This window comes from Pseudomonas sp. KU43P, assembly GCF_033095865.1.
In the GTDB taxonomy this organism is placed as follows: domain Bacteria; phylum Pseudomonadota; class Gammaproteobacteria; order Pseudomonadales; family Pseudomonadaceae; genus Aquipseudomonas.
On record NZ_AP019365.1, the window covers coordinates 2525695 to 2546123 of the forward strand.

Below are 20429 nucleotides of genomic sequence, written 5' to 3' on the forward strand. Positions count from 1 at the left end.
GTCACGTTGTTATTCAGGGCCGGGCAGGCATCGGTGGCCGGCGCATCTGCAGGTACAGCCCAGGGTCGGCGCCGGCGTCGAAACCCAGACGTCGGTACAGCGCTCGTGCCGGGTTGGCCTGGTCCACGCTCAGCGTGCAGGCCTTGCCATGCTGGTCTGCCCAGGCCAGCACCGCGTGCAGCAGGCCGCTGCCGATGCCTTTGCCTTGCCAGGCGGGCAGCAGCGCGATGTCGACCACCCGCAACTCGTCTGCGCCTTCACTCACGCAAAGCCGCCCGATCGCCTGGCTCTCCTGTTCGATGATCAGCATGCAGGCGTGCACGTAATGCTGTGCGTAGTGGCGGCTTTGCAGGTCGGCCTGGGCGTGCAGGAAGGCTGTGCGCTCGGCATCGCTCCAGGGCATCGCGGCGAACTCCGCAGCGCGCCGGGCGACGAACAGGGCGCGCAGCAAAGCCACGTCGGCCTCAGCCTGCGGGCGCAGGCTGAGGCTGGCGTGGGTATTGGCCTGCAAGTGCGCTATCAGCATCGCGTCGTTCAAGGTTTTTGCGGGAAAATCCCGTCCAAGCAGATGCAGTACGCAAAGGTCAGGTAGGGCTGCTGGTTCGAGCGCAGGAAGACTCCGTCGTTGCTGCCGGTCACACCGACGCTGGCGTCGGCCAGGGTGTACTCCGGGTTGCCCGCGCTGGTGCTGTACAGCAGCGTGGTGCGCGGTTGCGAGAGGAATGCCGAATTTGACGGTACGTCCACACCCTCGCTGAAGCTGTTGCCCGGTTGAGCCTTAAGCTCATGGGTGTGTAGGGCAAAGTTGGCAGGCGCCAGCTCAACTGAGGGGGCACCCACAACGGAGCCGAGTTCGCGCGGGGTCAGGCCCGGCCCCGCGCCTACACCCATGGCCACTTGGCCGATGAGATTGGGCACGTTGAAGGTGACGCCGTTGCCGCCGTATTTGTTGCCAATCACTGCGTACAGACCTGGGTAAGACTGCACGGCTATCGATGTTCCATCGCATACCTTCCAGCCTTGGGGAACGTAATTGTAGGGGAAGAGCCTGATTTCGCCGAAGAATGCGTCCATGAATGGTTTCCTGGAAGTGGGCGGGCAAGTGCGCGGTGTCAGCCTTGGCTCGGATAGAGCCCTTGGACGGCGATGATGTAGTTGATGGCGCATGAGCGCATCATGTTGTTGTGCGGCGCGCCAGAACCGCCCGCCTTGACCAGGGCGCCTGGGTTAAGTGCAACGGCCTTGCTCGCGCTGCTGGTGCTGTATAGCCCCGAGACCGCGCCTTGCTTGGTGAAAGCACCGAACGTGCGAATGTTGGTGGCCGACGGGCCCGCTGCTTCGGCACTGTTGGCGGGGCTGTTGGTGGCATTGAAGGCATGGGAGTGCGAGGGTGTGTTGGTGGGGGTCAGGGCCACCTGCTCGGTGCCCATGATCTGCCCGATCGATCGCGGCGTCAGCGCGCCGCTATCGCTGGTGCCCGTGCCGGTGCCCACGGCAACCCGGCCACGCAAGTCAGGCACATTGAAGGTCGTTTGCCCGTCGCCGCCATAGGTAGTACCGATGAGCGAGTACAGGGCTTGGTAGTCGTTGATCTGTAACGGCCGGCCGTCGCAGACGACAAAGTCGACGGGTGCATAGTCGCCTGCGAACAGGCGGATTTCGCCGATGAAGTAGTCAGTCATGGGGTGCCCCTGGCAAGGTTGAGTGGATGCGTTACTGGTGCGAAGGGTAGAGCCCCATGGTCGCGATGCAGTAGCTCAGGCAGATCGAGGGCTGCATGTTCGGCACTGGCGTCTGGGCCGGGGTGCTGGCGATGGTGTCGGGGTGAAGGGCCACCAGTTTGCTGGTGTCGGCGTTGACATAGGTCGGCTGCGCAGGGGTGCTATTGGTGCTGCTGACGTTGGTTGCCGGAAAGCGGCCTGCCGGAGCGCCATTACCCATGGTCGAGTTGCTGACCTGCACGGTGTGGGAGTGCGCCGGAATCGCTGTAGCGGGCAGCATGACCGTCTCCGAGCCGCCTTTCTGGGTGGGTGAAGACGGACTCTTAGCCATGGCGACTCGGCCCCGCAGGTCGGGAAGGGCAAATGTGGTCTTGCCGTCACCGCCGAATTGCGTCCCCAGCAGCGAGTACAACGCGGCGTAGGTCTGGATAGGCAGTACCTGGCCATTGCACGGTAGCCAGCCTTTGGGAATGACGGTAAAGCTGAACAGGCGGATCTCGCCCAGGAAGTTATCCATGCTCTCAATACTCCATGACTCGAACTGCGCGCACTGTGATACCCACCTCAACGCGCGAGGCAGGCGACGGTTACAACCAAACATAAGCATGAGGAGATAGCGTCTTGGCTGGGGAAGCCGAGTACAACAGTCCATGTTGTGGGGGTGAGTTCCTTCCTTGTTGCCGGGGGAGGTATGGCTTGGCTAGGCCCAGGCAATACGGGCGAGTGCCGTGGGAATGATCGAAGCCTAGCTCAGCATAGTGCTTAATTGCCATCATTTTGTAGGGCCAAACGACGGATTGCATCTAACAGGTATTTGATGCGGCTTTTTTGGCCGTTTTGCCCTGTTTATGGAAGGCCGTCGAAGATCTCGGCAATCATCGGCCGGTTACGCCGAGTCTCCAGGCAACATAAGTAATAGCTGATATGAAAAGGCTGTTCGACAAAGTCGATCGCCTTTGTACCTGGCCGGTCCGCATATTCCACTGCCGAAACAAAGCCCACGCCAATGCCCTGTACCACCGCATGCACGATGGCCTCGCGGCTGTTGAGCTGCATCTTGCAATTGAGCTTGATGCCATGGGCGGCGCAACCTTCCTCGACCAGTTGCCGGGTGCGCGAGCCTTTCTCTCTCAGCACGACCGGCTGGCCGACGATATCCGCCACGCTCACCTGCGCCTGGCTGGCCCAGGGGTGGTCGTCGCGCACCACGGCGAGGATGGGGCAGGTGCGGTAGAGCTGGGTATTGAGCCGTGGATCGAACGCCGACAGCGCCAGGATCGCCAGGTCGATATCGAAGTTGTACAGCCGTTCGAGGGTGCCGGTTTCGCTGGTGAAGGAGGTTTCCACATCGATGTCGGGATAGCGCTGCATGAGCGCGTAGGTGAGGCTCATGGCGATGGGCGGGGACACGGCGCCGATGCGCAACATGCCGTGCTTGCGCTGGCGGAAACTGCGCAGTAACTGGATCGCTTCGTCTTCCTGGCCGAACAGGCCCTGGGTAATGTCGTGGAGCTTGTGGCCCGCGGCAGTGAGTTCGATGAAGCGCCCGCGCCGGTGAAACAGTTCGACCGAAAACGTCTTCTCCAATGCGCTGACCTGCTCGCTGATGGTGGGCTGGCCGATGTTCAGCAAGGCGGAGGCCTGGGTGAAGCTGCCGGTGCTGGCCACCGCATGAAACGAACGCAGCCACTTGTGGTACTGGTACATGCAGGGCAGCTCCGGAAGGCGTCAAGAAGGCGGCCAGCATAGTGCATCAGCCTGGCCGCTCGCCATCGACCAACCCTCATGGGCGAGGGCTGGTCGATCCAGCCTGCTTAGCAGCCCTGAGGCATCTCACCGCGTGCCAGGCGCTGGTTGATGTCCTCGATCACCGCCGGCAGCTCGGCGATCGTGTCGATCAGGTAATGCGGGCGTGAGCCCTCGAAGGTCTGGCCGATGCGCGAACGGGCCTGTTCGAGCGCGGCCGGCGACAATGCCCTGTACTGTTCGTAGGTAAGGCCCAGCGCGTTGCCCGAGCAGGTCAGCGCCACGGTCCACATGCCTGCCTTGCGCCCTTCGAGAATGCCCGGCCAGGTATCGTCGACCTTCACGCAGGCGGCCACATCGTCGACTTCCAACGCGATCACGTTGGCCAAGGCCTGGGCTGGGTAGGGGCGGCCATTAGGCACTTCGTCGGTGGCCACGACATGGTCGGCGACGTAGCCATTCTCGCGTGCCAGTGCAACCACCTTCTGCATGACCACGGCGGGATAGCCGGAGCACGAACCGATCTTCAAGCCTTTGCCGCGCAGGGCGGCGATGGCCTCCAGGGCGCCGGGTATCAAGGCCGAATGCAGGGCGATCTTTTCGATCTGCAGGGGCATGAAGCGTTCGTAGATCGCGGTTACGTCATGGTCGGTGGGCGTGCGGCCAAACACGGCGTGATAGCGCTCGGCGATCTCCGGCAGGTCGCACAGGGTGCGGATATGGTCCCACTTGCCCATGCCCATCGGGCCGCGGGCTTCTTCCAGGGACACTGCGACGCCAAATTCGGCAAAGGCTTCCACAAAGATCTGGGTGGGCGCGAAAGAGCCGAAATCGACGACGGTGCCGGCCCAATCCAGAACCACCGCTTGAAGCCGTGCAGGTTGCTTGTAATGCATGGTGATACTCCACTTGATGACAGGTAGGAAGTCGGGTGAGGGCGGCCTAGCGCCGTATGAACAAGGCGACGGCGGCGCTGGAGAGGCACGCAGCGGTCACCACGACGAAGATCAGCGAGGTGTTGCCGGTGCTGTCGAGCATCGAGCCAATCAGCGGCTCGGCCAGGCCCGCGAACAGATAGGATGAGAAGTTCATGATGCCGGTGGCGGTGCCAGCGCGCTTGGCGCCGACCAGGTCCGGGCACAGCGCCCAGAAGCTGGAAGCCGGGCCGTAGACGAAGAAGCCGCAGAGAAACAACGCCACCAGGCCGATCGCGCTGTGGGCGGGCAGGCTCCACATCCACAGGCTGGTGGCGGCGCCCAGCAGCATGTAGAGCATGATGGCGAGGTAGCGCTTGGAGCCGAACAGACGGTCGGACACCCAGCCGTTGCTCAGGGCGCCGATGGCCATGCCCACGGGCAGCGCGACGGTGATCCACTTGGGGTCGATGAAGCCGTCGCCGTGCTTCCAGTCCGCGCCGAGGAAATGCACCGGTACCCAGACGATCAGCCCGTAGCGTGCGGCATTCTGGAAGCCCAGCGACAACGCCGCGATGATCAGCCGGGCGTTCTTCAGCACGGCCTTGTAGCGTTGCAGGGAGGTTTCCTGTTCGCCGACGGCTTCCTGGGCCTTGTCATTGGCGTTGGCGACGCCGGTATCTGCCAGGGGCTCGAAGCCCATGTCCTGGGGGCGCTCACGGGCAATCAGGTAGAACAGGATGCCGCCTGCGAGCATCAGCAGCACCGGCAGGCGGAAGATCCAGCGCCATTCCAGTTGCAGCACCTCCAGCACCACGATCGAGGTGATGTACGACAGGATCGACGCGCAGCCCGCCGCAAACACATAGAAGCCATAGACCTTGCCGCGTTCACCGGCGCTCCACCAGTTCGACAGCAGGCGGCTGCCCGGCGCCCAGCCCAAGGCCTGGAAATAGCCATTGAGGCCCCATGGCAGGATCAGGCTGGCAAAGCCGCCGGCGAAACTGGTGACCCAGTTGGCGGCGCACGACAGCACGGCGCCCAGGCTCATGATGCGTCGGCCGCCGAACTTGTCGGCGAGGTTGCCGTTGATGGCCTGGCCGATGGCATAGGCCCAGAGCATGGCGGCCGAAGCCCAGCCCAGGGTCTCCTTGCTCAGGCCGAACTCGGCCTGGATGCCGGGGATGGCAAAACCGAAGGTCTGGCGCCCGGTATAGAAGAACAGGTAGCAGAACATGGCCGCCAGCAGCATGCGCCACTGGGCCACACGAAACGATGATGCGGGTACGGCAAGGCTTGAATAGGTTTGCGCACGGTTCATGGTGTTTTCCTTCTTGTTCGTTCCCGCAGGCCTTGGGCCGGGCGGGTTGGCACTCTTTTGCGGTGCATCAGGAAATCGCCACGGCGGGCCGTGGCGGCGGGTTGCCTTGCCTCAAGCGGCCTGTGCGCCGATGAAGTTCTTGCCGCGCGCACCTTGCAGGGCATAGGCGATGATCTGCTCGGCTTCTGTCGCCGACACGCCGTAATCGGCAAAGTCGGTCTTCACCTCAAGCCCGTGAAGAAAGCTGCGCAATTGCATCTGGGCCAGGGCCAAGTCATCGCCGAACACCTGGCGCAGGGTGCGGTCGCGGGTTTCGTCGCGCCCCCAGGCCAGGCCCAGCACCAGGGGCAGGATGAAGGAGCAGGCGATGCCATGGGGCAGGCCGTGGCGCAGGGTCATTTCGTAGGAGATGGAATGGGCGAGGGCGGTCTTGGTGTTGGAAAACGCCATGCCGGCCTTGAGCGCCGCCAGTGCCATGCGTGCGCGCAGTTCCGGGTTGCCCAGGTCGCCGCGCAGCGTTGGCAGGCATTCGAGAATGTCGCGGATCGCGGAAATGGCGAAGCTGTCGGAGATCGGGTTGGCATTGATGTTCCAGATCGACTCCAGGGCATGGGACAGGGCGTCCAGGCCTGTGGACACGGTTACGCTGGCAGGCACGGTGAGCATCAGCTGCGGGTCGATGATCGCCACTTTCGGCCAGGTGCACGCCAGGTGCAGGGAGTACTTTTTCTGGTTGGTGCTGTCCCAGATCGTCGCCCACGGCGTCACTTCGCTCCCGGTGCCGGCGGTGGTGGGGACGGCGATGAGGCGCTTGCAGCGGGCAGGCTCGAACGCCATGCCAGAGGACAGCCCGCGCAGCAGTTCGTCGAAGCTGCCATTTTCGGTGCCGACGATCAGCGCCTTGGCCGTGTCGATGGCGCTGCCGCCGCCGACGGCAATTACGGTTTCACAGCCGCCAGCCTCACGCCAGAAGCGCTCGTAGGTGCTGCGCAGCTGGGCGACATCAGGGTTGGGCTGAACATCCTCGACGATGTAGGCAAGGCGCTCGCCGAGCAGGGCCTGGATGCGCGCCAGCAGGCCCAGGCCGCGGGCCTCGGGGAAAATCACCAGCGCGACCTGTTGCCCTTCGGTGAGGTCAGCCAGCTCCAGCAGGCTACCGTGGCCGAAGCGCGTATCGACCGGGTTGTGGAAACGAGCAGTCATGGCGACTCCTTGGTTTTTGTTGTTGGAGGTTGTCGCTATCGTCGGGGCCGCTGCTGCATAGCTCAAATCGATTGTTTGCAGGTATTCATCGGCTGGGCCGATAGAGGGAAACACAGGGCGTCTATCTAGCGGTAGTGGGGTCATGATGAGGGCACGAAATCAGTGACGGGCAGTGCCCTGGATGGCGTAGCGCAGGCGGCCGGAGAGCAGGTCGGCGAGCACCACCATGAGCGTGATGACCAGGATGCAAGTCGCGGTTTCCTGGTACTTGAACAGCTTCAGACTGCTGACCAGTTCAAAGCCCAGGCCGCCAGCGCCGACCATGCCCAGCACCGTGGCCGAGCGCAGATTGACCTCGAAGCGGTACAGCACCACGGCAATCCAGGCGGTGACCACCTGCGGCAGCACGCCGAAGGCGATCACCTGCAAGGGGTTCGCACCGGTTGCGCGCAGGGCTTCGATCGGCCCTTGGTCGATCTCCTCGATGCTTTCGGCAAAGAATTTGCCGAGCATGCCCACACCATGCAGCGCCAGGGCCAGCACCCCAGGAAACGGCCCGAGGCCCACCGCCGAGACGAACACCAAGGCGAGGATCAGTTCATTGATGCTGCGGATCACGTTGAGCATCTGCCGAGTGCCCTGGTGCAGCCAGCGGTTGCGGTGCAGGTTGCGTGCGGCGAGAAACCCCAAGGGTACGGCGAGCAGGATCCCCAGCAAGGTGCCCCACAAAGCGATCTGCAGGGTTTCCAGCGCCGGGTGCCAGAGGCTGGGCAAGATGCTCAGGTCGGGTGGCAACGAGCGGCCGAGGAAGTCGCCGATCTGTGGCAGGCCGCTGGCCAGGTCGGCCCAGCTCAGCTGCGCGCCTTCGGCACTCCAGTGCAGCACGCCGAGTACCAGCAACAGTAGCGCCCCGCTGCTCAGCCAGCCGCGCATGCTGCTCGGGGTCTTGACCAGCCATTGATGACTTTGCAGGTTCATGTTCAGGCTCCTGCACGGGCGCAGCGGGTGCTGGCCGTTACGGGTGGCAGCGGCTCGCTCGCCGCCGGGTTGTCGTAGATGCGCTGCAGGGCAATGTCGTCCAGTTGATCCGGGCGGCCGTCGAACACCAGGCGCCCGCTGGCGAGCCCGATGATGCGGTCGCCGAATTCCTTGGCCAGGTCCACCTGGTGCAGGTTGCAGACCACGGTGATCCCCAGGCTCCGAGCGGCGTCGCGCAGGTAGTGCATCACCAGGTGCGCGGTCTTCGGGTCCAGGCTGGCCACCGGCTCGTCAGCCAGGATCACCTTGGGCCGCTGGGCCAAGGCCCGGGCGATGCCGACCCGCTGCATCTGCCCACCGGACAGCGAATCGGTGCGTGCCAGTGCCTTGTGCTCAAGCTCTACCCGGCGCAGGCAGTCTCTGGCCAGTGCCACGTCTTCGCGGCGAAACAGTTGCAGCAGGGAGGCGAGGGTATTGCTGTAGCCGAGGCGGCCGGTGAGCACGTTCTTCAGCACCGAGAGGCGCGGCACCACGTTATGGTGCTGAAAGATCATCGCCACACGCCGGCGCAGTTCGCGCACGTCGCGAGTGGCCATGGCGTCTATCCCGGCGACCTGCAGTTGGCCAGCGTCAGCCTGCGCCAGGCGATTCATGCAGCGCAGCAAGGTGGACTTGCCGGCGCCGGAGCGGCCGAGAATGACCACGAACTCCCCGGCTTGCACCTGCAGGTCGATGCCCCTGAGCACCGGGTTGTCGACGTAGCCCTTGGTGAGGCGCTGGATGCGGATCATTTCAGGCTCCGCAGGTTCAGGTCGAGCACCTTGGCGGTATCGCGCACCACGTTGTAGGCGGCATCGCTGGTAGGTTGGAAACCGTTGAGCATGCCCTGGTCGCCCCAGGGTACGTCCTTGATGGCGGCGAAGGCGCTGCGCAGTTTCTGTTGCAGTTCGGGGTCGAGGTTCTTGCGCCAGACCATCGGCGACTCGGGAATGTCGGGCGAGGTCCAGACCACACGCAGGTCCTCCTGCTTCACCTGGCCGCTGTTGATCGCGCCGGTGAGGATGCGGTCTGCCACGGCGGCAGCGTCGACCTTGCGGTTGGCCACGGCGAGAATGCTGGCGTCATGGGAGCCGGAGAAGATCACCCGCGAGAACAGCGCCTGCGGGTCATGGCCGGCCTGTTCCAGGCCCGCCTTGGGGAACAGGTGCCCCGACGCCGAGCTTGGGTCGACGAAGGCGAAGGTGTGGCCCTTGAGGTCATCGAGGGTGCGGATTTCGCTGTCCTGGCGGGCGATGATCAGGCTGTGGTAGGCGCTGCTGGCGGTTTTCTTGGTCACGGCCACGGCGAAGGCTTCGGCCCCGGCCACCTGGTTGGCCAGCACGTAGGAGAACGGGCCGAGGTAGGCGACGTCCAGCTTGCCGGCGCGCAGCGCCTCGATCACACCGTTGTAGTCGGTGGCGACGAAGGGTTTCACCGGCATGCCCAGGCGTTGTTGCAGTTGGTCGAGCACCTGCTGGCTGCTCTTGATCATCGCCTGGGAATCCTCTGAGGGGATCAGGCCGACGGTGAGTGATTGCTGGGCGTGCACCGCCGGCGCGAGCAGCAGCGGAACCAGGGCGAGCCGGGCAAAGCAGAACAGACGGGCGAAGGGAGTCATGGGGGTTACCGGAGGGGTTGTGATCGGTAACGCCAAACTAGGGCTGTCATGTGACAGTCACCGCATCAGTTCAATATCGCTTTCCCCAGCCAATCATTCAAAGGATCTATGGATGTCCACGGCCCGCCTGCGCACCTTTCTCGCCGTCGCCCGCCATGCCAGTTTCAGTGCCGGTGCCCGCGCCATCGGCTTGAGCCAGCCGACCGCCACTAACCAGATCCAGGGGTTGGAGCGGGAATTCAACGTCGAGCTGTTCCATCGGCGTGGCCGGCGCATCGAACTGACTGACGTGGGACGGGCACTGCTGCCCATCGCCCAGCAGCTGTCGATGCTCGAGACCGAGGCGTCGGGTTTGCTGAAGGACTCGGGCAAGCTCAATCGCGGGCATTTGAAGATTGGCGCGGTGGGGCCGTTTCATGTGATCGAGATGGTCGACCACTATTGCCGGAAGTACCCGCAGATCGAGGTGTCGATCCGCATCGGCAACTCGGCGTCGGTGCTCGAAGACCTGGAAAACTATGTGATCGATATCGGTGTGCTGGCGGGGTTGCACGACGACCCTAACTTCGTGGCGCACCGTTACGCTCGCCACCCGGTGGTGCTGTTTGCCCATGTCGAGCACCCCCTTGCCCGCCATGACGCAGTGCCGTTGCAGGCTTTGCAAGGCCAGCGCCTGCTACGCCGCGAAAGCGGTTCGACCACGCGACTGGCGCTGGAGCGGGCACTGGAGCGTGCGCAGGTGTCGCCGAAAGTTGCCATGGAAATCGGTAGCCGCGAAGCCTTGCGCGAGGCGGCGATACGCGGGATCGGCATCGGCGCGGTGTCTGAGGCGGAATACATCGCGGACCCGCGGCTCAAGATGATCCGCATCGCCGGGGACCCGGTTCACACTGAAACCTACCTGTATCACCTGGTTGAGCGAAGCAATAACCAGATCGTGAAGTCGTTTCAGGGCTGCTTGAAACCGCAGATGAAATCTTTGCATGAGTGAGCTTGAGTGTTTCCAATAAGCAGACTAATACTTAGGCACTGCCGGAAGAGGGATGGTCATGCAGATTCGATTCGTTGTGGTGCCCGCGGTCCCTCGTCAGAAAGAGGTATTTCCTCGACGCATCGGCTTTCCCAGCGTGCTGGGGGAGGGGTATGACCTGTATGACACGCAAGACAAGGTTCGCTTGAGCCTGAATTTCCCGACGCGTGCTGAGGCGGAATTTGATTGTGCATGCCGCAATGGTTGCCAGGGTGCGGATGAGCAGAGTGTGGTGGGGACTGCTTGAGGTGGAGGCGTTGCGGGAGATGCTGGAGTCGACTTTGATTCAGGTGCAGATGCCGGCTGAGCCCAGGACCTTGCACTAGGGCTTGAGTGATGTGTTGTCTGGGCTGGCCCTATCGCCGGCAAGCCGGCTCCCACAGGGATATTCAGCGACCACGCGCTCGGTGTGGGAGCTGGCTTGCCAGCGATAGGGCCAGCCCAGGCAACGGAACATTCAGGGAGATCGAACAATGACCACAGACGACACCCACGTCACCGTCGGCAAAATCGGCCTGATGGACGAGAAACCCATGATGATCTGGGCTGCTCACTACCTGAGTGCCATGGCCAAGGCACTGATGGATGATGCCGAGTTGGGGATGATGCATTGAGTGATGCGTTGGCTGGGCTGGCCTCTCGCGGATGAATCCGCTCCTACAACGTCCGCGCGGTCTTTGTAGGAGCGGATTCATCCGCGAGAAGCCAGCCCAGCCAATACAAATCCCAAAGCAATTGAACTGCTCCAACCCCACCCATGTCGCATCCTTTAACCCCCGTAAAAAAGGATGTTGGCAATGAAAACCATCACTCGACTGTTCACCGGCCTGGCTTTGGTCGGCGCACTGGGCGCCTCTGCAGCCTGGGCCGATCAGCCCGGCGCCGACTGGACCGTGACCAAGGACCAGGCCGAAGCCACGCTCAAGGGCGCAGGCTACACCCAGATCACCAAGATCGAAGCCGATGACGGCCATTGGGAAGGGGAAGGCATGAAGGCGGACGGCAAACGCTACGAATTCCACGTCGATCCGCACAGTGGCGCCATCACCAAGGATGAGGTGGATAACTGACAGCCCGTCGGGTGCGTGCAGTCTGGCCACAGCCGCACGCACCCAGGGGTAGTTAAACGGTTTGTGCGCGAGGCACCTGTACAGTCGCTTTCTTCAGATCACCGCCCACCTGCTCCTGAACCTTCGACACGATATAAGCCCCGATCGGAATGGCCGAAGTCGCCGCCGGCGAGGGCGCGTTGCAGACATTCACGCTGCGGGCCGTATTGACGAACAGGAAGTCATCGATCAGCTTGCCTTCATTCGATACCGCCTGGGCCCGCACACCGGCCGGGTAGGGCTTGAGGTGTTCCTTGTTCAAGCTCGGGCAGTACTTCTGCACGGTCTTCAGGTAGGCCCCCTTGAACAGCGAGTTCTTCATCTCCACCAGCCCCGGGCGCAGATTGTCGCGCAGCACTTTGCGGATGCCGCGATGCCCGAGCATGCTGCCCAGGTCGCTCAGGGAAATATCGGACTTGCGATAACCCTCGCGTTTCATGGCTAGCACGGCGTTCGGCCCGACGGTGACGGTGCCGTCGATCATCCGCGTCAGGTGCACGCCCAGAAACGGCATGGACGGGTCCGGGATCGGGTAGATCAGGTGGTTGACGATCTGGTTGTGCTCCGGCGGCAGCAGGTAGTACTCGCCCCGGAACGGGCAGATGGTGAAGCTCGGTTGCACACCCAGCATGCGCACGACACGGTCGGCCATAAGGCCCGAGCACGAGACCAGGTAGCGGGTGGTGTAGGTGCCGCGGTCAGTCTTGACGACAATCGAGTCCGCCTGTTCGACCAGGCCGGTGACCTCGGTGTCGAACTGTACTGTGCCGCCTTTCTTCTGGAACTCCCGGCTCATCTGCGCAGTCACGGCGGCATAGTTCACGATGCCGCTGGAGGGCACGAAAATGCCGCCCAGGCCCACGATATTGGGCTCGCGCTCGCGCAGCTCGCCGGCCGACAGCCAGTAACGCTCCAGGCCATTGGCCTCGGTGCGCTCCCACAGGGCGCGCATGCGCTCCATCTCCAGCTCGTTGGTGGCGACCAGTAGCTTGCCGCATTCGTCATAGGGAATGCCGTGTTCATCGCAGAAGCGTTTGGTGGCCTTGTTGCCTTCCAGGCAAAACTTCGCCTTGAGGCTGCCGGGCGTGTAGTAGACGCCGGCGTGGATCACGCCACTGTTATGGCCGGTTTGATGCTGCGCCGGGCCGCTCTCCTTTTCCAGGAGCAGCATGCGTGCGTCCGGGTACTGATCGGCCAGTTGCATCGCCGTCGACATGCCGACGATGCCACCTCCGATGATCACGAAATCGTACATGGGTCTGTTCCTTGCCGATGGCCTCGGCGTGCGAGCGCCGAGGCCATGCGCGCATCAGTTGGAGGTCTGGCCGCGGTGGTGTTCCATTTTCGGGAAGCTGAAGTAGCCACGCTGGCGCATCAGTTCGCGGCGCAGGCCAGGGTGAGCGACGAAGCGGTCACGGCCATGCAGCCAGAACAGGTTGTTGATCAGCAGGAACGAGCCGACTGCCACCGGGATCGACACCTTGCTCGCGCTGTTTTCCAGCGACTCGCCCAGCTGGAACAGCCAGGTACCTTCCTCGTAGTTGTCCGGCTGCACGAACTGGTCGATGTAGCGCATGGTCGGACGGCCGACCGAGTCGGTATCGAACACGGCGTGGAACACGTCCTCGCGGGTGTTCTTGCTCGGCGGTGCAGTCCAGCGCATCACGCGGCGGGCCAGCGGGTGCTTGTAGAAGGTGTCCAGGTCGGCCCAGTCGTCCAGGTGCTGCAGCAGCGAGTTACCGCCTTCCATGTTCTGCTCATCGATCTTCATCATCAGCACGTAGTCGGTGATCTGGTTCACGAAGGTGCCGTCGTTGTGCAGTTCCATCACCCGGTGGGGCTGGCGCAGGTAGCTGTCGGAATTGTCGACGTTCTCGACCACGAAGCGCGCATAGAACTGGCCGCTCATGGCATCGAAGTTGGAACGGCCCAGCAGGTGCGCCACGGCAGTGGAGATCTTCACCATGTCGTCAGCCTGGGCGACGCTGTCCAGGCCCTCGGGCACGACCAGCAGGCCGCCGGTGCTGCGGTCGAGCAGGGTGTTGACGATGACCGGGCGCAGGGTGCCCTGGCAGATGTCGTCTAGGATCTTGCCCACCTGGAAGCGCAGGAACGATTTGTACTCCAGCGCCTGCACGGGCCATTCAGCCACCGCGGCGACGAAGGCGTCGACCGTTTCCTTGGCCAAGCGCAGCTCCAGCAGGCGCTCGGACTGTGGCGTCGATTGCAGGGTGAAGCCGTGCAGCAGGGCAGGCTGCTCGAGTACGGGCATATCGATCTGGGTGATGGCGTTCATGGCGACTCCTGAAATCAAGCGGACGAGGAGGTGGGTTCAAGTGGTGAGGTAAAAATATCGCCGAAACATCAAAATGTCTACATTTTTAAAAAACGTATTCAGAAAATGTTTTTATTCACGATCTGCCCTGCTGGATGGAGTTCGGTATGATGGGGCGCGCTTAGCAAGAGAACCCTCTGGATGGACCTGACCGATCTCGCCGAAACCACCTCCGATGCCGCCTATTCGCGCTTGAAGACCGACATTCTCCGTGGCGCCTACCGCCCCGGAGAAAAGCTGTTGATGAGCGCCTTGAAAGACCGCTACGCCGTCGGCGTGGGGCCAATGCGCGAGGTGCTGGCGCGGTTGGTGGGTGAGCGGCTGGTCAGCGCCATCAACCAGAAGGGCTATCGGGTGGCGACCATGTCGCTGGACGAGATGGTCGATGTCTATAAAGCTCGGGCCCATCTGGAGGCCATGATTGTCGGGCTGGCGGTAGAGAAGGGCGATGAAGCCTGGGAAGCGTCCATCGTGGCCAGCGCGCACACCCTGTCGAAAGTGGTCGAACTGCACACCCCGCAGGAAATGGTCGATGTCTGGGATGCCCGGCACAAGGCGTTCCACAATGCCATTGCCAGTGGCTGCGGCTCCAAGAGCCTGCTACAGGCGCGGGCGTTTCTCCAGGATCAGGCCGAGCGTTACCGGCAGATCTGGCTCAAACGCACCGTGCTGTCCGAAGAAGCCTTGCGCCTCAAGCGCGAAGAGCACGCCGAACTGGTCAGCACCATCCTCGGGCGCGATGCGCAAAAGGCCAGCAAGATGATGCTGGAGCACTTGATGACGCCCGTCCCCATCATCACCCGCATCATCGAACGCGAAGCCGGCATTCTCTAACGTTGCATTCCATTCCTGGCGTGAACCCTCGCGCCTGATTCCCCCCCCCGATGACCTTGATGGCGAGCACCGGATCTGATCCGGCGCTCGCTCGTGTGTGTTCGCGCTGCTTGACTCGTGAAAATTATCATGTATTTTTTCATGAAAAATAAGTCCAATATTTTCACGGCGGTGCCGAGCAATGACGATGCATGAAGAGGTTGAAGCCCTGGCGATCCTCATTCACGACCTGCGCAAGTTCAAGAACCTGACACTGGGCGAGCTGGCCGAACGGGTGGACCGTTCGGTGGGCTTCCTTTCCCAGGTGGAGCGGGGTGTCTCGCGGCCTACCGTGGCAGACCTGACCGCCATCAGCGAAACACTCGGTGTTTCGACGGCGTACTTCTACAACCTGAGCAAGCCTCGCGAAGTCAGCTGGGTGACGCGCCCCCACGAGCGGCGCACCTTGTACCTGGCCTCGGGCATCACCGATGTGCTGGCCTCACCGACCATCGCCGGCGCCTTCTCGATGCTCGACAGCCGCCTCGAACCAGGTGCCTCCAGCGGCGAGCAGTACCTGAGCGACCGTTCGGAGCAGGGCTGTTTCGTGCTCGAAGGCGAACTGACGGTCTGGCTGGACGACGGCGACGCCGTGACCCTGCAGGCCAACGACAGCTTCCAGCTGCAACCCCACGCGCATTTCCGTTACGCCAACCTGACGGACAAGCTCACCCGCGTGCTCTGGGTCTTCAATTGAATTCGTTCACATAACAAGGATAAGAAGATGACTGTCATCTTTCCGGATCTGTTGACTGAAGTACGCGCCTTCCGTGCAGCACACCCAGATGTGCGCTATGTCGACCTGATTGCATTGGATATTCCCGGGCATTTCTATGGCAAGCGCTACCCCATGGACATGCTGGAAAAAGTGGCCGCAGGCACCCCGCTGAAGCTGCCGCAGAACTGCGTGCTGCTGGGCACCCAGGGTGGCCTCTACCCGATTGGCGACTATTGCTTTGCCGACGGTGACCCGGATGCGCCACGGCGCCTGGTGCCGGGCACCTTGAAACCGGTGCGCTGGGAGAAAGAAGTGATCGCGCAGATGCTGATCACCTCGGACGGCACCGCCAAGCCTATCGAGTTCGAACCCCGTGAAGTGCTTGCGCGTGTGATCGAGCGCCTCGCCCGGCGTGGCATCCGCCCGGTGGTGGCCTTCGAGCTGGAGTTCTACCTGTTCGACCGCAAGCTCAAGGATGGCCTGCCGCAGTTCCCACGCGACAGCGCGACCGACGATGAAGACGACCAGCCGAACATGCATATCGAACGGCTGTCGCGCTTCTCATCGGTGCTGCACGAGATGGTCGATGTGGCCAACGAGCAGGGTGTACCGGCGAACGTGATCACGGCGGAACTGGGCCCTGGCCAGTTCGAGATCAACTTCTCCCACAGCGACGACCCGCTGAGTGCGGCGGACTGGTCGGCGCTGTTCTGCCGCAGTACCCGCGGTGTGGCGATGAAACATGGCCACCGCGCAAGCTTCATGAGCAAGCCGTACTTGGATGCCCCGGGCAGTGGCATGCATGTGCATGTGAGCCTGTACGACAACGACGGCAACAACATCCTTGCCGGCCGCGAGCAGCGCAACCTGCGCCATGCGGTGGCGGGGTGCCTGGAGCTGCTGCCGCACTGCATGCCGATCTTCGCCCCCAACCACAACGCCTATCGCCGCTACGGCGCGATGGTCAACGCAGCAAGCCGGGCGAGCTGGGGCTTTGAAGACCGCGATGCGTGCATTCGCATCCCTGAGTCCGACCCGCGCAACCTGCGCATCGAACACCGCCTGGCCGGCGCCGATGCCAACCCGTACCTGGTGCTGGCGGCGATTCTGACCGGGATGGAGCATGGCCTGGATCGCGGCGTCGAGCCGATCGCCCCGTTGAACGACAACCGCCAGAGCGGCATCGACTTCCCCAAGGATGCCCTGAGCGCAGTGGCCGCCATGCGTCACCACCCGGTGGTCAACGAAGGGCTGGGCAGTGAGTTCGTGATGGTCTATTGCGAGAACAAGCGCCAGGAACAACTGGATTTCCTGAATGAAATCAACGCACGCGAATACCGCTGGTTCATGTAATTCGCGCTGCACCCTCTAACAACAAGTTTGACCCTGACTTGCAAGAGTGATTTGCCGGAGGATGGATATGCCACGTGTGCCAGTTATCGGCATTACTGCATGCACCCGCATGATTGAGCAGCATGCAACCCAGACGATCAGTGAGAAGTATGCGCGCGCTGCCGCCAATGCAGCGTGTGGTTTGCCTATCGTGATTCCCAGTCTCGCTGAGTTGATGGACACCGCCGACATACTCGACACGGTGGATGGGCTGATCTTCACCGGTTCGCCGTCCAATATCGAACCGTTCCACTACAACGGCCCGGCCAGCGCGCCGGGTACCCATCACGACCCTCTGCGCGATGCCACCACCTTGCCGCTGATGCGTGCGGCCATCGCGGCAGGTGTGCCGGTGCTCGGCATCTGCCGTGGCTTCCAGGAAATGAACGTGGCGCTGGGTGGCACCCTGCACCAGAAGGTGCACGAAACCGGCGTGTTCATGGACCACCGCGAAGGCAAGGACGAGCCCGTGGCCAAGCAATACGGCCCGCGCCACAAGATGCATATCCAGCCTGGCGGGCTGATGGACCGCATGGGCATTCCGGCGGTCATCGACGTCAATTCCATCCATGGCCAGGGCATCGATGTGCTGGCGCCCGGGCTGCGGGTAGAAGCCATTGCACCCGACGGCCTGGTGGAAGCGATTTCGGTCGAACACGGCAAGGGGTTTGCCCTGGCGGTGCAATGGCACCCGGAGTTCCAAGTCATGGACAACCCGCATTACCTGACGATCTTCCAGTCATTTGGCAAAGCTTGCCGGCATCGCTCGGTATTGCGCCAATTGATGTTGAAGTCGGCCTGAATTTCGGCCGCCCGAATATAAAAAGTTTCCCGCAGTTCGACTGCTTAATTTGATGGAGATAAGTCAATGAGTGATAAGAATTCGCAGACCCTGGCCTGGCAGGCCATGAGCCGTGACCACCACCTGGCACCGTTCAGCGATGTCAAGCAACTGGCCGAGAAAGGCCCACGCATCATCACCTCGGCCAAGGGCGTGTACCTGTGGGACAGCGAAGGTAACAAGATCCTCGACGGCATGGCCGGCCTGTGGTGCGTGGCCGTCGGCTACGGCCGTGATGAACTGGCCGAGGTGGCCAGCAAGCAGATGAAGGAACTGCCGTACTACAACCTGTTCTTCCAGACCGCGCACCCGCCGGCGCTGGAACTGGCCAAGGCGATTGCCGACGTGGCGCCCGAGGGCATGAACCATGTGTTCTTCACCGGCTCCGGCTCCGAAGGCAACGACACCGTGCTGCGCATGGTTCGCCATTACTGGGCGATCAAGGGCAAGAAGGACAAGAAGGTCATCATTGGCCGCATCAACGGCTACCACGGCTCTACCGTGGCGGGCGCGGGCCTGGGCGGCATGAGCGGCATGCACGAGCAGGGCGGTCAGCTGCCGGATATCGTGCACATCCCGCAGCCGTACTGGTTCGGTGAAGGCGGCGACATGACCGAGGCCGAATTCGGCGTGTGGGCGGCGCAGCAACTGGAAGAGAAGATCCTGCAGGTCGGCGTAGACAAGGTCGCCGCCTTCATCGCCGAGCCGATCCAGGGCGCCGGCGGCGTGATCATCCCGCCACAGACCTACTGGCCGAAGGTCAAGGAAATCCTCGCCAAGTACGACATCCTGTTCGTGGCCGACGAAGTGATTTGCGGCTTCGGCCGTACCGGCGAGTGGTTCGGTACCGACTACTACGACCTCAAACCCGACCTGATGACCATCGCCAAGGGCCTCACCTCCGGCTACATCCCCATGGGCGGCGTGATCGTGCGTGACACCGTGGCCCAGGTGATCAGCGAGGGCGGTGACTTCAACCACGGCTTCACCTACTCCGGCCACCCGGTGGCGGCGGCGGTGGGCCTGGAAAACCTGCGTATCCTGCGCGACGAGAAGGTCATCGAGCAGGTTCGCGAAAAGACCGCGCCCTACCTGCAACAGCGCCTGCGCGAGCTGGCCGACCACCCCCTGGTGGGCCAGGTGCGCGGCCTGGGCATGCTCGGCGCAATCGAGCTGGTCAAGGACAAGGCCACCCGCACCCGCTACGAGGGCAAGGGCGTCGGCATGATTTGCCGCCAGCATTGCTTCGACAATGGCCTGATCATGCGCGCCGTGGGTGACACCATGATCATCGCGCCGCCGCTGGTCATCAGCCTCGAAGAGATCGACGAGCTGGTGGAAAAGGCCCGCAAGTGCCTGGACCTGACCTACCAGGCCATCCGCTAAGGGCAAGGCACTTCGGCAGGGCGCCATTGCCTGCCGAAGTGCCTGCGGGGCACGCGCTTGATTTGTGGATTTATTCAGGTATTTTCCATGCCAATCATTCCGCTACCTCTGGCCGCGCCCGATCATGGTTCACGAAGAAATTGAAGAACTGGCAACACTGCTTCGCGACCTGCGCAAGTTCAAAGGCCTGACCCTGGGCGAACTGGCCCAGCGCATCGGCCGTTCGGTGGGTTTTCTCTCCCAGGTCGAACGGGGTGTGTCGCGCCCCACCGTGGCGGACCTGACGGCCATCAGCGAAGCACTCGGTGTCTCGACCGCCTACTTCTACAACCTCGACAAGCCCCGCGACCTCGACTGGGTCACGCGCCCGCATGAGCGGCGCACGCTGCATCTGGCCGGGGGCATCACCGACGTACTGGTATCACCCACCATCACCGGCGGGTTTTCCATGCTGGACAGCCACCTCGAGCCGGGTGCCAGCAGCGGTGAGGAATTTCTCAACGACAGCTCGGAGCAGGGCTGCTTCGTGCTCGAAGGTGAGCTGACCGTGTGGCTGGACGAAGGCGAACCGGTGACCCTGCGTGCCAATGACAGCTTTCAGCTGCAATCTCATGCCAGTTTTCGTTATGCCAACCTCACGGACAAACCCACTCGCGTGCTGTGGGTGTTCAACTAAACCCCACCTTCGCTAATGGTGCTTACGCCGCACCCCTGTGATGAGGAAACCCGCAACGAAGCCCAGGGCTGCGGCAGCCACCAGGATCACGGCGCTGTTGTTCAAGCGCTGCCATCCCACCGGCTGGCGGCTTGTGGACGGGATTGGCGGGCTCTGTGCCAGGCGGGTCACCGCTGACGCCACCCTCTGCGGCTCGAAGGGCGCACTGGCCTCCATTCGGGAGAGCTGCAACGAGGTGCCATCAACCAGCTTCAAGGCCAGGCCTTCGATGGTCCCGGCCACACGCTCCGGGAACACCGGTTCGCCTTGGGCATCCAGGCTGTCGTAGATGAACCGGTTGCCTTCCAGCCACCCCACCGCCGTCAACAGCTCCGGGCCAAGGTAATACTTGCCGTCCTGGAAGAACCCCGGGAACTGGTGGGCGCGCTCGAGGTTCTCCACGCAATAACGTTCGCCCCGTTTCATACCTGTGGCTGAGTCGATCATGGTGCAAGCTCCTTTGTGCAAAACGCCAAGGGGGTATGCAGGG

General features: G+C 62.7%; 22 protein-coding genes and 2 pseudogenes. 10 read left to right on the forward strand and 14 right to left on the reverse strand.

The window, feature by feature from the left end:
- Positions 1–13: 13 nt before the first annotated feature.
- From KU43P_RS11390 to phnD, 11 genes are all read right to left on the reverse strand, one after another.
- Complete coding sequence (locus KU43P_RS11390) at positions 14–526, reverse strand: GNAT family N-acetyltransferase (protein ID WP_317663142.1); 513 nt, start codon at positions 524–526, stop codon at positions 14–16.
- Positions 527–534: 8 nt separating this feature from the next.
- Entirely contained in the window at positions 535–1074 is a 540-nt protein-coding gene (locus tag KU43P_RS11395; protein ID WP_317663143.1) for a phage tail protein, read from the reverse strand.
- Positions 1075–1112: 38 nt separating this feature from the next.
- Complete coding sequence (locus tag KU43P_RS11400) at positions 1113–1682, reverse strand: phage tail protein (protein ID WP_317663145.1); 570 nt, start codon at positions 1680–1682, stop codon at positions 1113–1115.
- A gap of 31 nt (positions 1683–1713) precedes the next feature.
- A complete protein-coding gene (locus tag KU43P_RS11405) occupies positions 1714–2238 on the reverse strand; it encodes a phage tail protein (protein WP_317663146.1) in 525 nt (174 codons plus the stop codon).
- 329 nt (positions 2239–2567) lie between these two features.
- Positions 2568–3428: a LysR substrate-binding domain-containing protein gene (locus tag KU43P_RS11410; protein ID WP_317663148.1), complete on the reverse strand. Its 861-nt coding sequence runs from the start codon at positions 3426–3428 to the stop codon at positions 2568–2570.
- 107 nt (positions 3429–3535) lie between these two features.
- A complete protein-coding gene (phnX, locus tag KU43P_RS11415) occupies positions 3536–4363 on the reverse strand; it encodes a phosphonoacetaldehyde hydrolase (protein WP_317663150.1) in 828 nt (275 codons plus the stop codon).
- A 46-nt stretch (positions 4364–4409) separates the two neighbouring features.
- Positions 4410–5702, reverse strand: coding sequence for an MFS transporter (locus tag KU43P_RS11420; protein WP_317663152.1), 1293 nt, complete (start codon positions 5700–5702; stop codon positions 4410–4412).
- 111 nt (positions 5703–5813) lie between these two features.
- Complete coding sequence (gene psrA, locus KU43P_RS11425) at positions 5814–6905, reverse strand: iron-containing alcohol dehydrogenase PsrA (RefSeq protein WP_317663154.1); 1092 nt, start codon at positions 6903–6905, stop codon at positions 5814–5816.
- A gap of 159 nt (positions 6906–7064) precedes the next feature.
- Positions 7065–7883, reverse strand: coding sequence for a phosphonate ABC transporter, permease protein PhnE (phnE, locus tag KU43P_RS11430; protein ID WP_317663156.1), 819 nt, complete (start codon positions 7881–7883; stop codon positions 7065–7067).
- Positions 7884–7885: 2 nt separating this feature from the next.
- Positions 7886–8674: a phosphonate ABC transporter ATP-binding protein gene (gene phnC / locus KU43P_RS11435; protein ID WP_317663157.1), complete on the reverse strand. Its 789-nt coding sequence runs from the start codon at positions 8672–8674 to the stop codon at positions 7886–7888.
- Complete coding sequence (gene phnD, locus KU43P_RS11440; RefSeq protein ID WP_317663158.1) at positions 8671–9540, reverse strand: phosphonate ABC transporter substrate-binding protein; 870 nt, start codon at positions 9538–9540, stop codon at positions 8671–8673. Before phnD ends, phnC begins: the two co-directional genes overlap by 4 nt.
- Before the next feature lie 112 nt (positions 9541–9652).
- On the opposite strand from phnD, the gene KU43P_RS11445 reads away from it, so the two are divergent.
- The 4 genes and pseudogenes from KU43P_RS11445 to KU43P_RS11460 all read left to right on the forward strand — a co-directional run bounded on the left by KU43P_RS11445 (position 9653) and on the right by KU43P_RS11460 (position 11640).
- Positions 9653–10531, forward strand: a complete 879-nt coding sequence (locus KU43P_RS11445) for a LysR substrate-binding domain-containing protein (protein WP_317663160.1) — start codon at positions 9653–9655, stop codon at positions 10529–10531.
- Positions 10532–10583: 52 nt separating this feature from the next.
- Positions 10584–10817: a hypothetical protein gene (locus KU43P_RS11450; protein WP_317663162.1), complete on the forward strand. Its 234-nt coding sequence runs from the start codon at positions 10584–10586 to the stop codon at positions 10815–10817.
- Between the two features lie 262 nt (positions 10818–11079).
- Positions 11080–11184: pseudogene (locus KU43P_RS11455) on the forward strand (DUF3077 domain-containing protein); the annotation flags it as partial.
- 183 nt (positions 11185–11367) lie between these two features.
- Positions 11368–11640, forward strand: a complete 273-nt coding sequence (locus KU43P_RS11460; protein WP_317663166.1) for a PepSY domain-containing protein — start codon at positions 11368–11370, stop codon at positions 11638–11640.
- 52 nt (positions 11641–11692) lie between these two features.
- Here KU43P_RS11460 and lhgO read toward each other — a convergent pair whose 3' ends face one another.
- On the reverse strand, positions 11693–12934 hold the full coding sequence (gene lhgO, locus KU43P_RS11465; RefSeq protein WP_317663167.1) for an L-2-hydroxyglutarate oxidase: 1242 nt from the start codon (positions 12932–12934) through the stop codon (positions 11693–11695).
- 54 nt (positions 12935–12988) lie between these two features.
- On the reverse strand, positions 12989–13975 hold the full coding sequence (glaH, locus tag KU43P_RS11470; RefSeq protein ID WP_317663169.1) for a glutarate dioxygenase GlaH: 987 nt from the start codon (positions 13973–13975) through the stop codon (positions 12989–12991).
- A gap of 180 nt (positions 13976–14155) precedes the next feature.
- On the opposite strand from glaH, the gene csiR reads away from it, so the two are divergent.
- The 6 genes from csiR to KU43P_RS11500 all read left to right on the forward strand — a co-directional run bounded on the left by csiR (position 14156) and on the right by KU43P_RS11500 (position 19900).
- Positions 14156–14848 (forward strand): DNA-binding transcriptional regulator CsiR, encoded by a 693-nt coding sequence (gene csiR / locus KU43P_RS11475; protein ID WP_317663170.1) that lies wholly within the window; start codon positions 14156–14158, stop codon positions 14846–14848.
- 181 nt (positions 14849–15029) lie between these two features.
- On the forward strand, positions 15030–15584 hold the full coding sequence (locus KU43P_RS11480) for an XRE family transcriptional regulator (RefSeq protein WP_317663172.1): 555 nt from the start codon (positions 15030–15032) through the stop codon (positions 15582–15584).
- Positions 15585–15611: 27 nt separating this feature from the next.
- Positions 15612–16958, forward strand: coding sequence for a glutamine synthetase family protein (locus tag KU43P_RS11485; protein WP_317663174.1), 1347 nt, complete (start codon positions 15612–15614; stop codon positions 16956–16958).
- Between the two features lie 67 nt (positions 16959–17025).
- Positions 17026–17799 (forward strand): gamma-glutamyl-gamma-aminobutyrate hydrolase family protein, encoded by a 774-nt coding sequence (locus tag KU43P_RS11490; RefSeq protein ID WP_317663175.1) that lies wholly within the window; start codon positions 17026–17028, stop codon positions 17797–17799.
- Between the two features lie 66 nt (positions 17800–17865).
- Complete coding sequence (locus tag KU43P_RS11495; RefSeq protein WP_317663176.1) at positions 17866–19224, forward strand: aspartate aminotransferase family protein; 1359 nt, start codon at positions 17866–17868, stop codon at positions 19222–19224.
- A gap of 121 nt (positions 19225–19345) precedes the next feature.
- Positions 19346–19900 carry an XRE family transcriptional regulator gene (locus KU43P_RS11500; RefSeq protein ID WP_317663784.1) on the forward strand — a complete coding sequence of 185 codons (555 nt, stop codon included), beginning with the start codon at positions 19346–19348 and terminating at the stop codon, positions 19898–19900.
- Positions 19901–20089: 189 nt separating this feature from the next.
- Here the strand turns inward: KU43P_RS11500 and KU43P_RS11505 are convergent.
- Positions 20090–20386, reverse strand: a pseudogene (locus tag KU43P_RS11505) (short-chain dehydrogenase); the annotation flags it as partial.
- Positions 20387–20429 lie beyond the last annotated feature (43 nt).

Bases quoted from the DNA above. Each gene is read 5' to 3' on its own strand.
- phnC (WP_317663157.1), bottom strand. From the start codon at position 8,674: ATGATCCGCATCCAGCGCCTCACCAAGGGCTACGTCGACAACCCGGTG.
- phnX (WP_317663150.1), bottom strand. From the start codon at position 4,363: ATGCATTACAAGCAACCTGCACGGCTTCAAGCGGTGGTTCTGGATTGG.
- KU43P_RS11405 (WP_317663146.1), bottom strand. From the start codon at position 2,238: ATGGATAACTTCCTGGGCGAGATCCGCCTGTTCAGCTTTACCGTCATT.
- phnE (WP_317663156.1), bottom strand. From the start codon at position 7,883: ATGAACCTGCAAAGTCATCAATGGCTGGTCAAGACCCCGAGCAGCATG.
- KU43P_RS11445 (WP_317663160.1), top strand. From the start codon at position 9,653: ATGTCCACGGCCCGCCTGCGCACCTTTCTCGCCGTCGCCCGCCATGCC.
- KU43P_RS11410 (WP_317663148.1), bottom strand. From the start codon at position 3,428: ATGTACCAGTACCACAAGTGGCTGCGTTCGTTTCATGCGGTGGCCAGC.
- KU43P_RS11495 (WP_317663176.1), top strand. From the start codon at position 17,866: ATGAGTGATAAGAATTCGCAGACCCTGGCCTGGCAGGCCATGAGCCGT.
- KU43P_RS11450 (WP_317663162.1), top strand. From the start codon at position 10,584: ATGGTCATGCAGATTCGATTCGTTGTGGTGCCCGCGGTCCCTCGTCAG.
- KU43P_RS11420 (WP_317663152.1), bottom strand. From the start codon at position 5,702: ATGAACCGTGCGCAAACCTATTCAAGCCTTGCCGTACCCGCATCATCG.
- KU43P_RS11395 (WP_317663143.1), bottom strand. From the start codon at position 1,074: ATGGACGCATTCTTCGGCGAAATCAGGCTCTTCCCCTACAATTACGTT.
- lhgO (WP_317663167.1), bottom strand. From the start codon at position 12,934: ATGTACGATTTCGTGATCATCGGAGGTGGCATCGTCGGCATGTCGACG.
- psrA (WP_317663154.1), bottom strand. From the start codon at position 6,905: ATGACTGCTCGTTTCCACAACCCGGTCGATACGCGCTTCGGCCACGGT.
- KU43P_RS11400 (WP_317663145.1), bottom strand. From the start codon at position 1,682: ATGACTGACTACTTCATCGGCGAAATCCGCCTGTTCGCAGGCGACTAT.
- KU43P_RS11390 (WP_317663142.1), bottom strand. From the start codon at position 526: ATGCTGATAGCGCACTTGCAGGCCAATACCCACGCCAGCCTCAGCCTG.
- glaH (WP_317663169.1), bottom strand. From the start codon at position 13,975: ATGAACGCCATCACCCAGATCGATATGCCCGTACTCGAGCAGCCTGCC.
- KU43P_RS11480 (WP_317663172.1), top strand. From the start codon at position 15,030: ATGACGATGCATGAAGAGGTTGAAGCCCTGGCGATCCTCATTCACGAC.
- KU43P_RS11460 (WP_317663166.1), top strand. From the start codon at position 11,368: ATGAAAACCATCACTCGACTGTTCACCGGCCTGGCTTTGGTCGGCGCA.
- KU43P_RS11485 (WP_317663174.1), top strand. From the start codon at position 15,612: ATGACTGTCATCTTTCCGGATCTGTTGACTGAAGTACGCGCCTTCCGT.
- phnD (WP_317663158.1), bottom strand. From the start codon at position 9,540: ATGACTCCCTTCGCCCGTCTGTTCTGCTTTGCCCGGCTCGCCCTGGTT.
- csiR (WP_317663170.1), top strand. From the start codon at position 14,156: ATGGACCTGACCGATCTCGCCGAAACCACCTCCGATGCCGCCTATTCG.
- KU43P_RS11490 (WP_317663175.1), top strand. From the start codon at position 17,026: ATGCCACGTGTGCCAGTTATCGGCATTACTGCATGCACCCGCATGATT.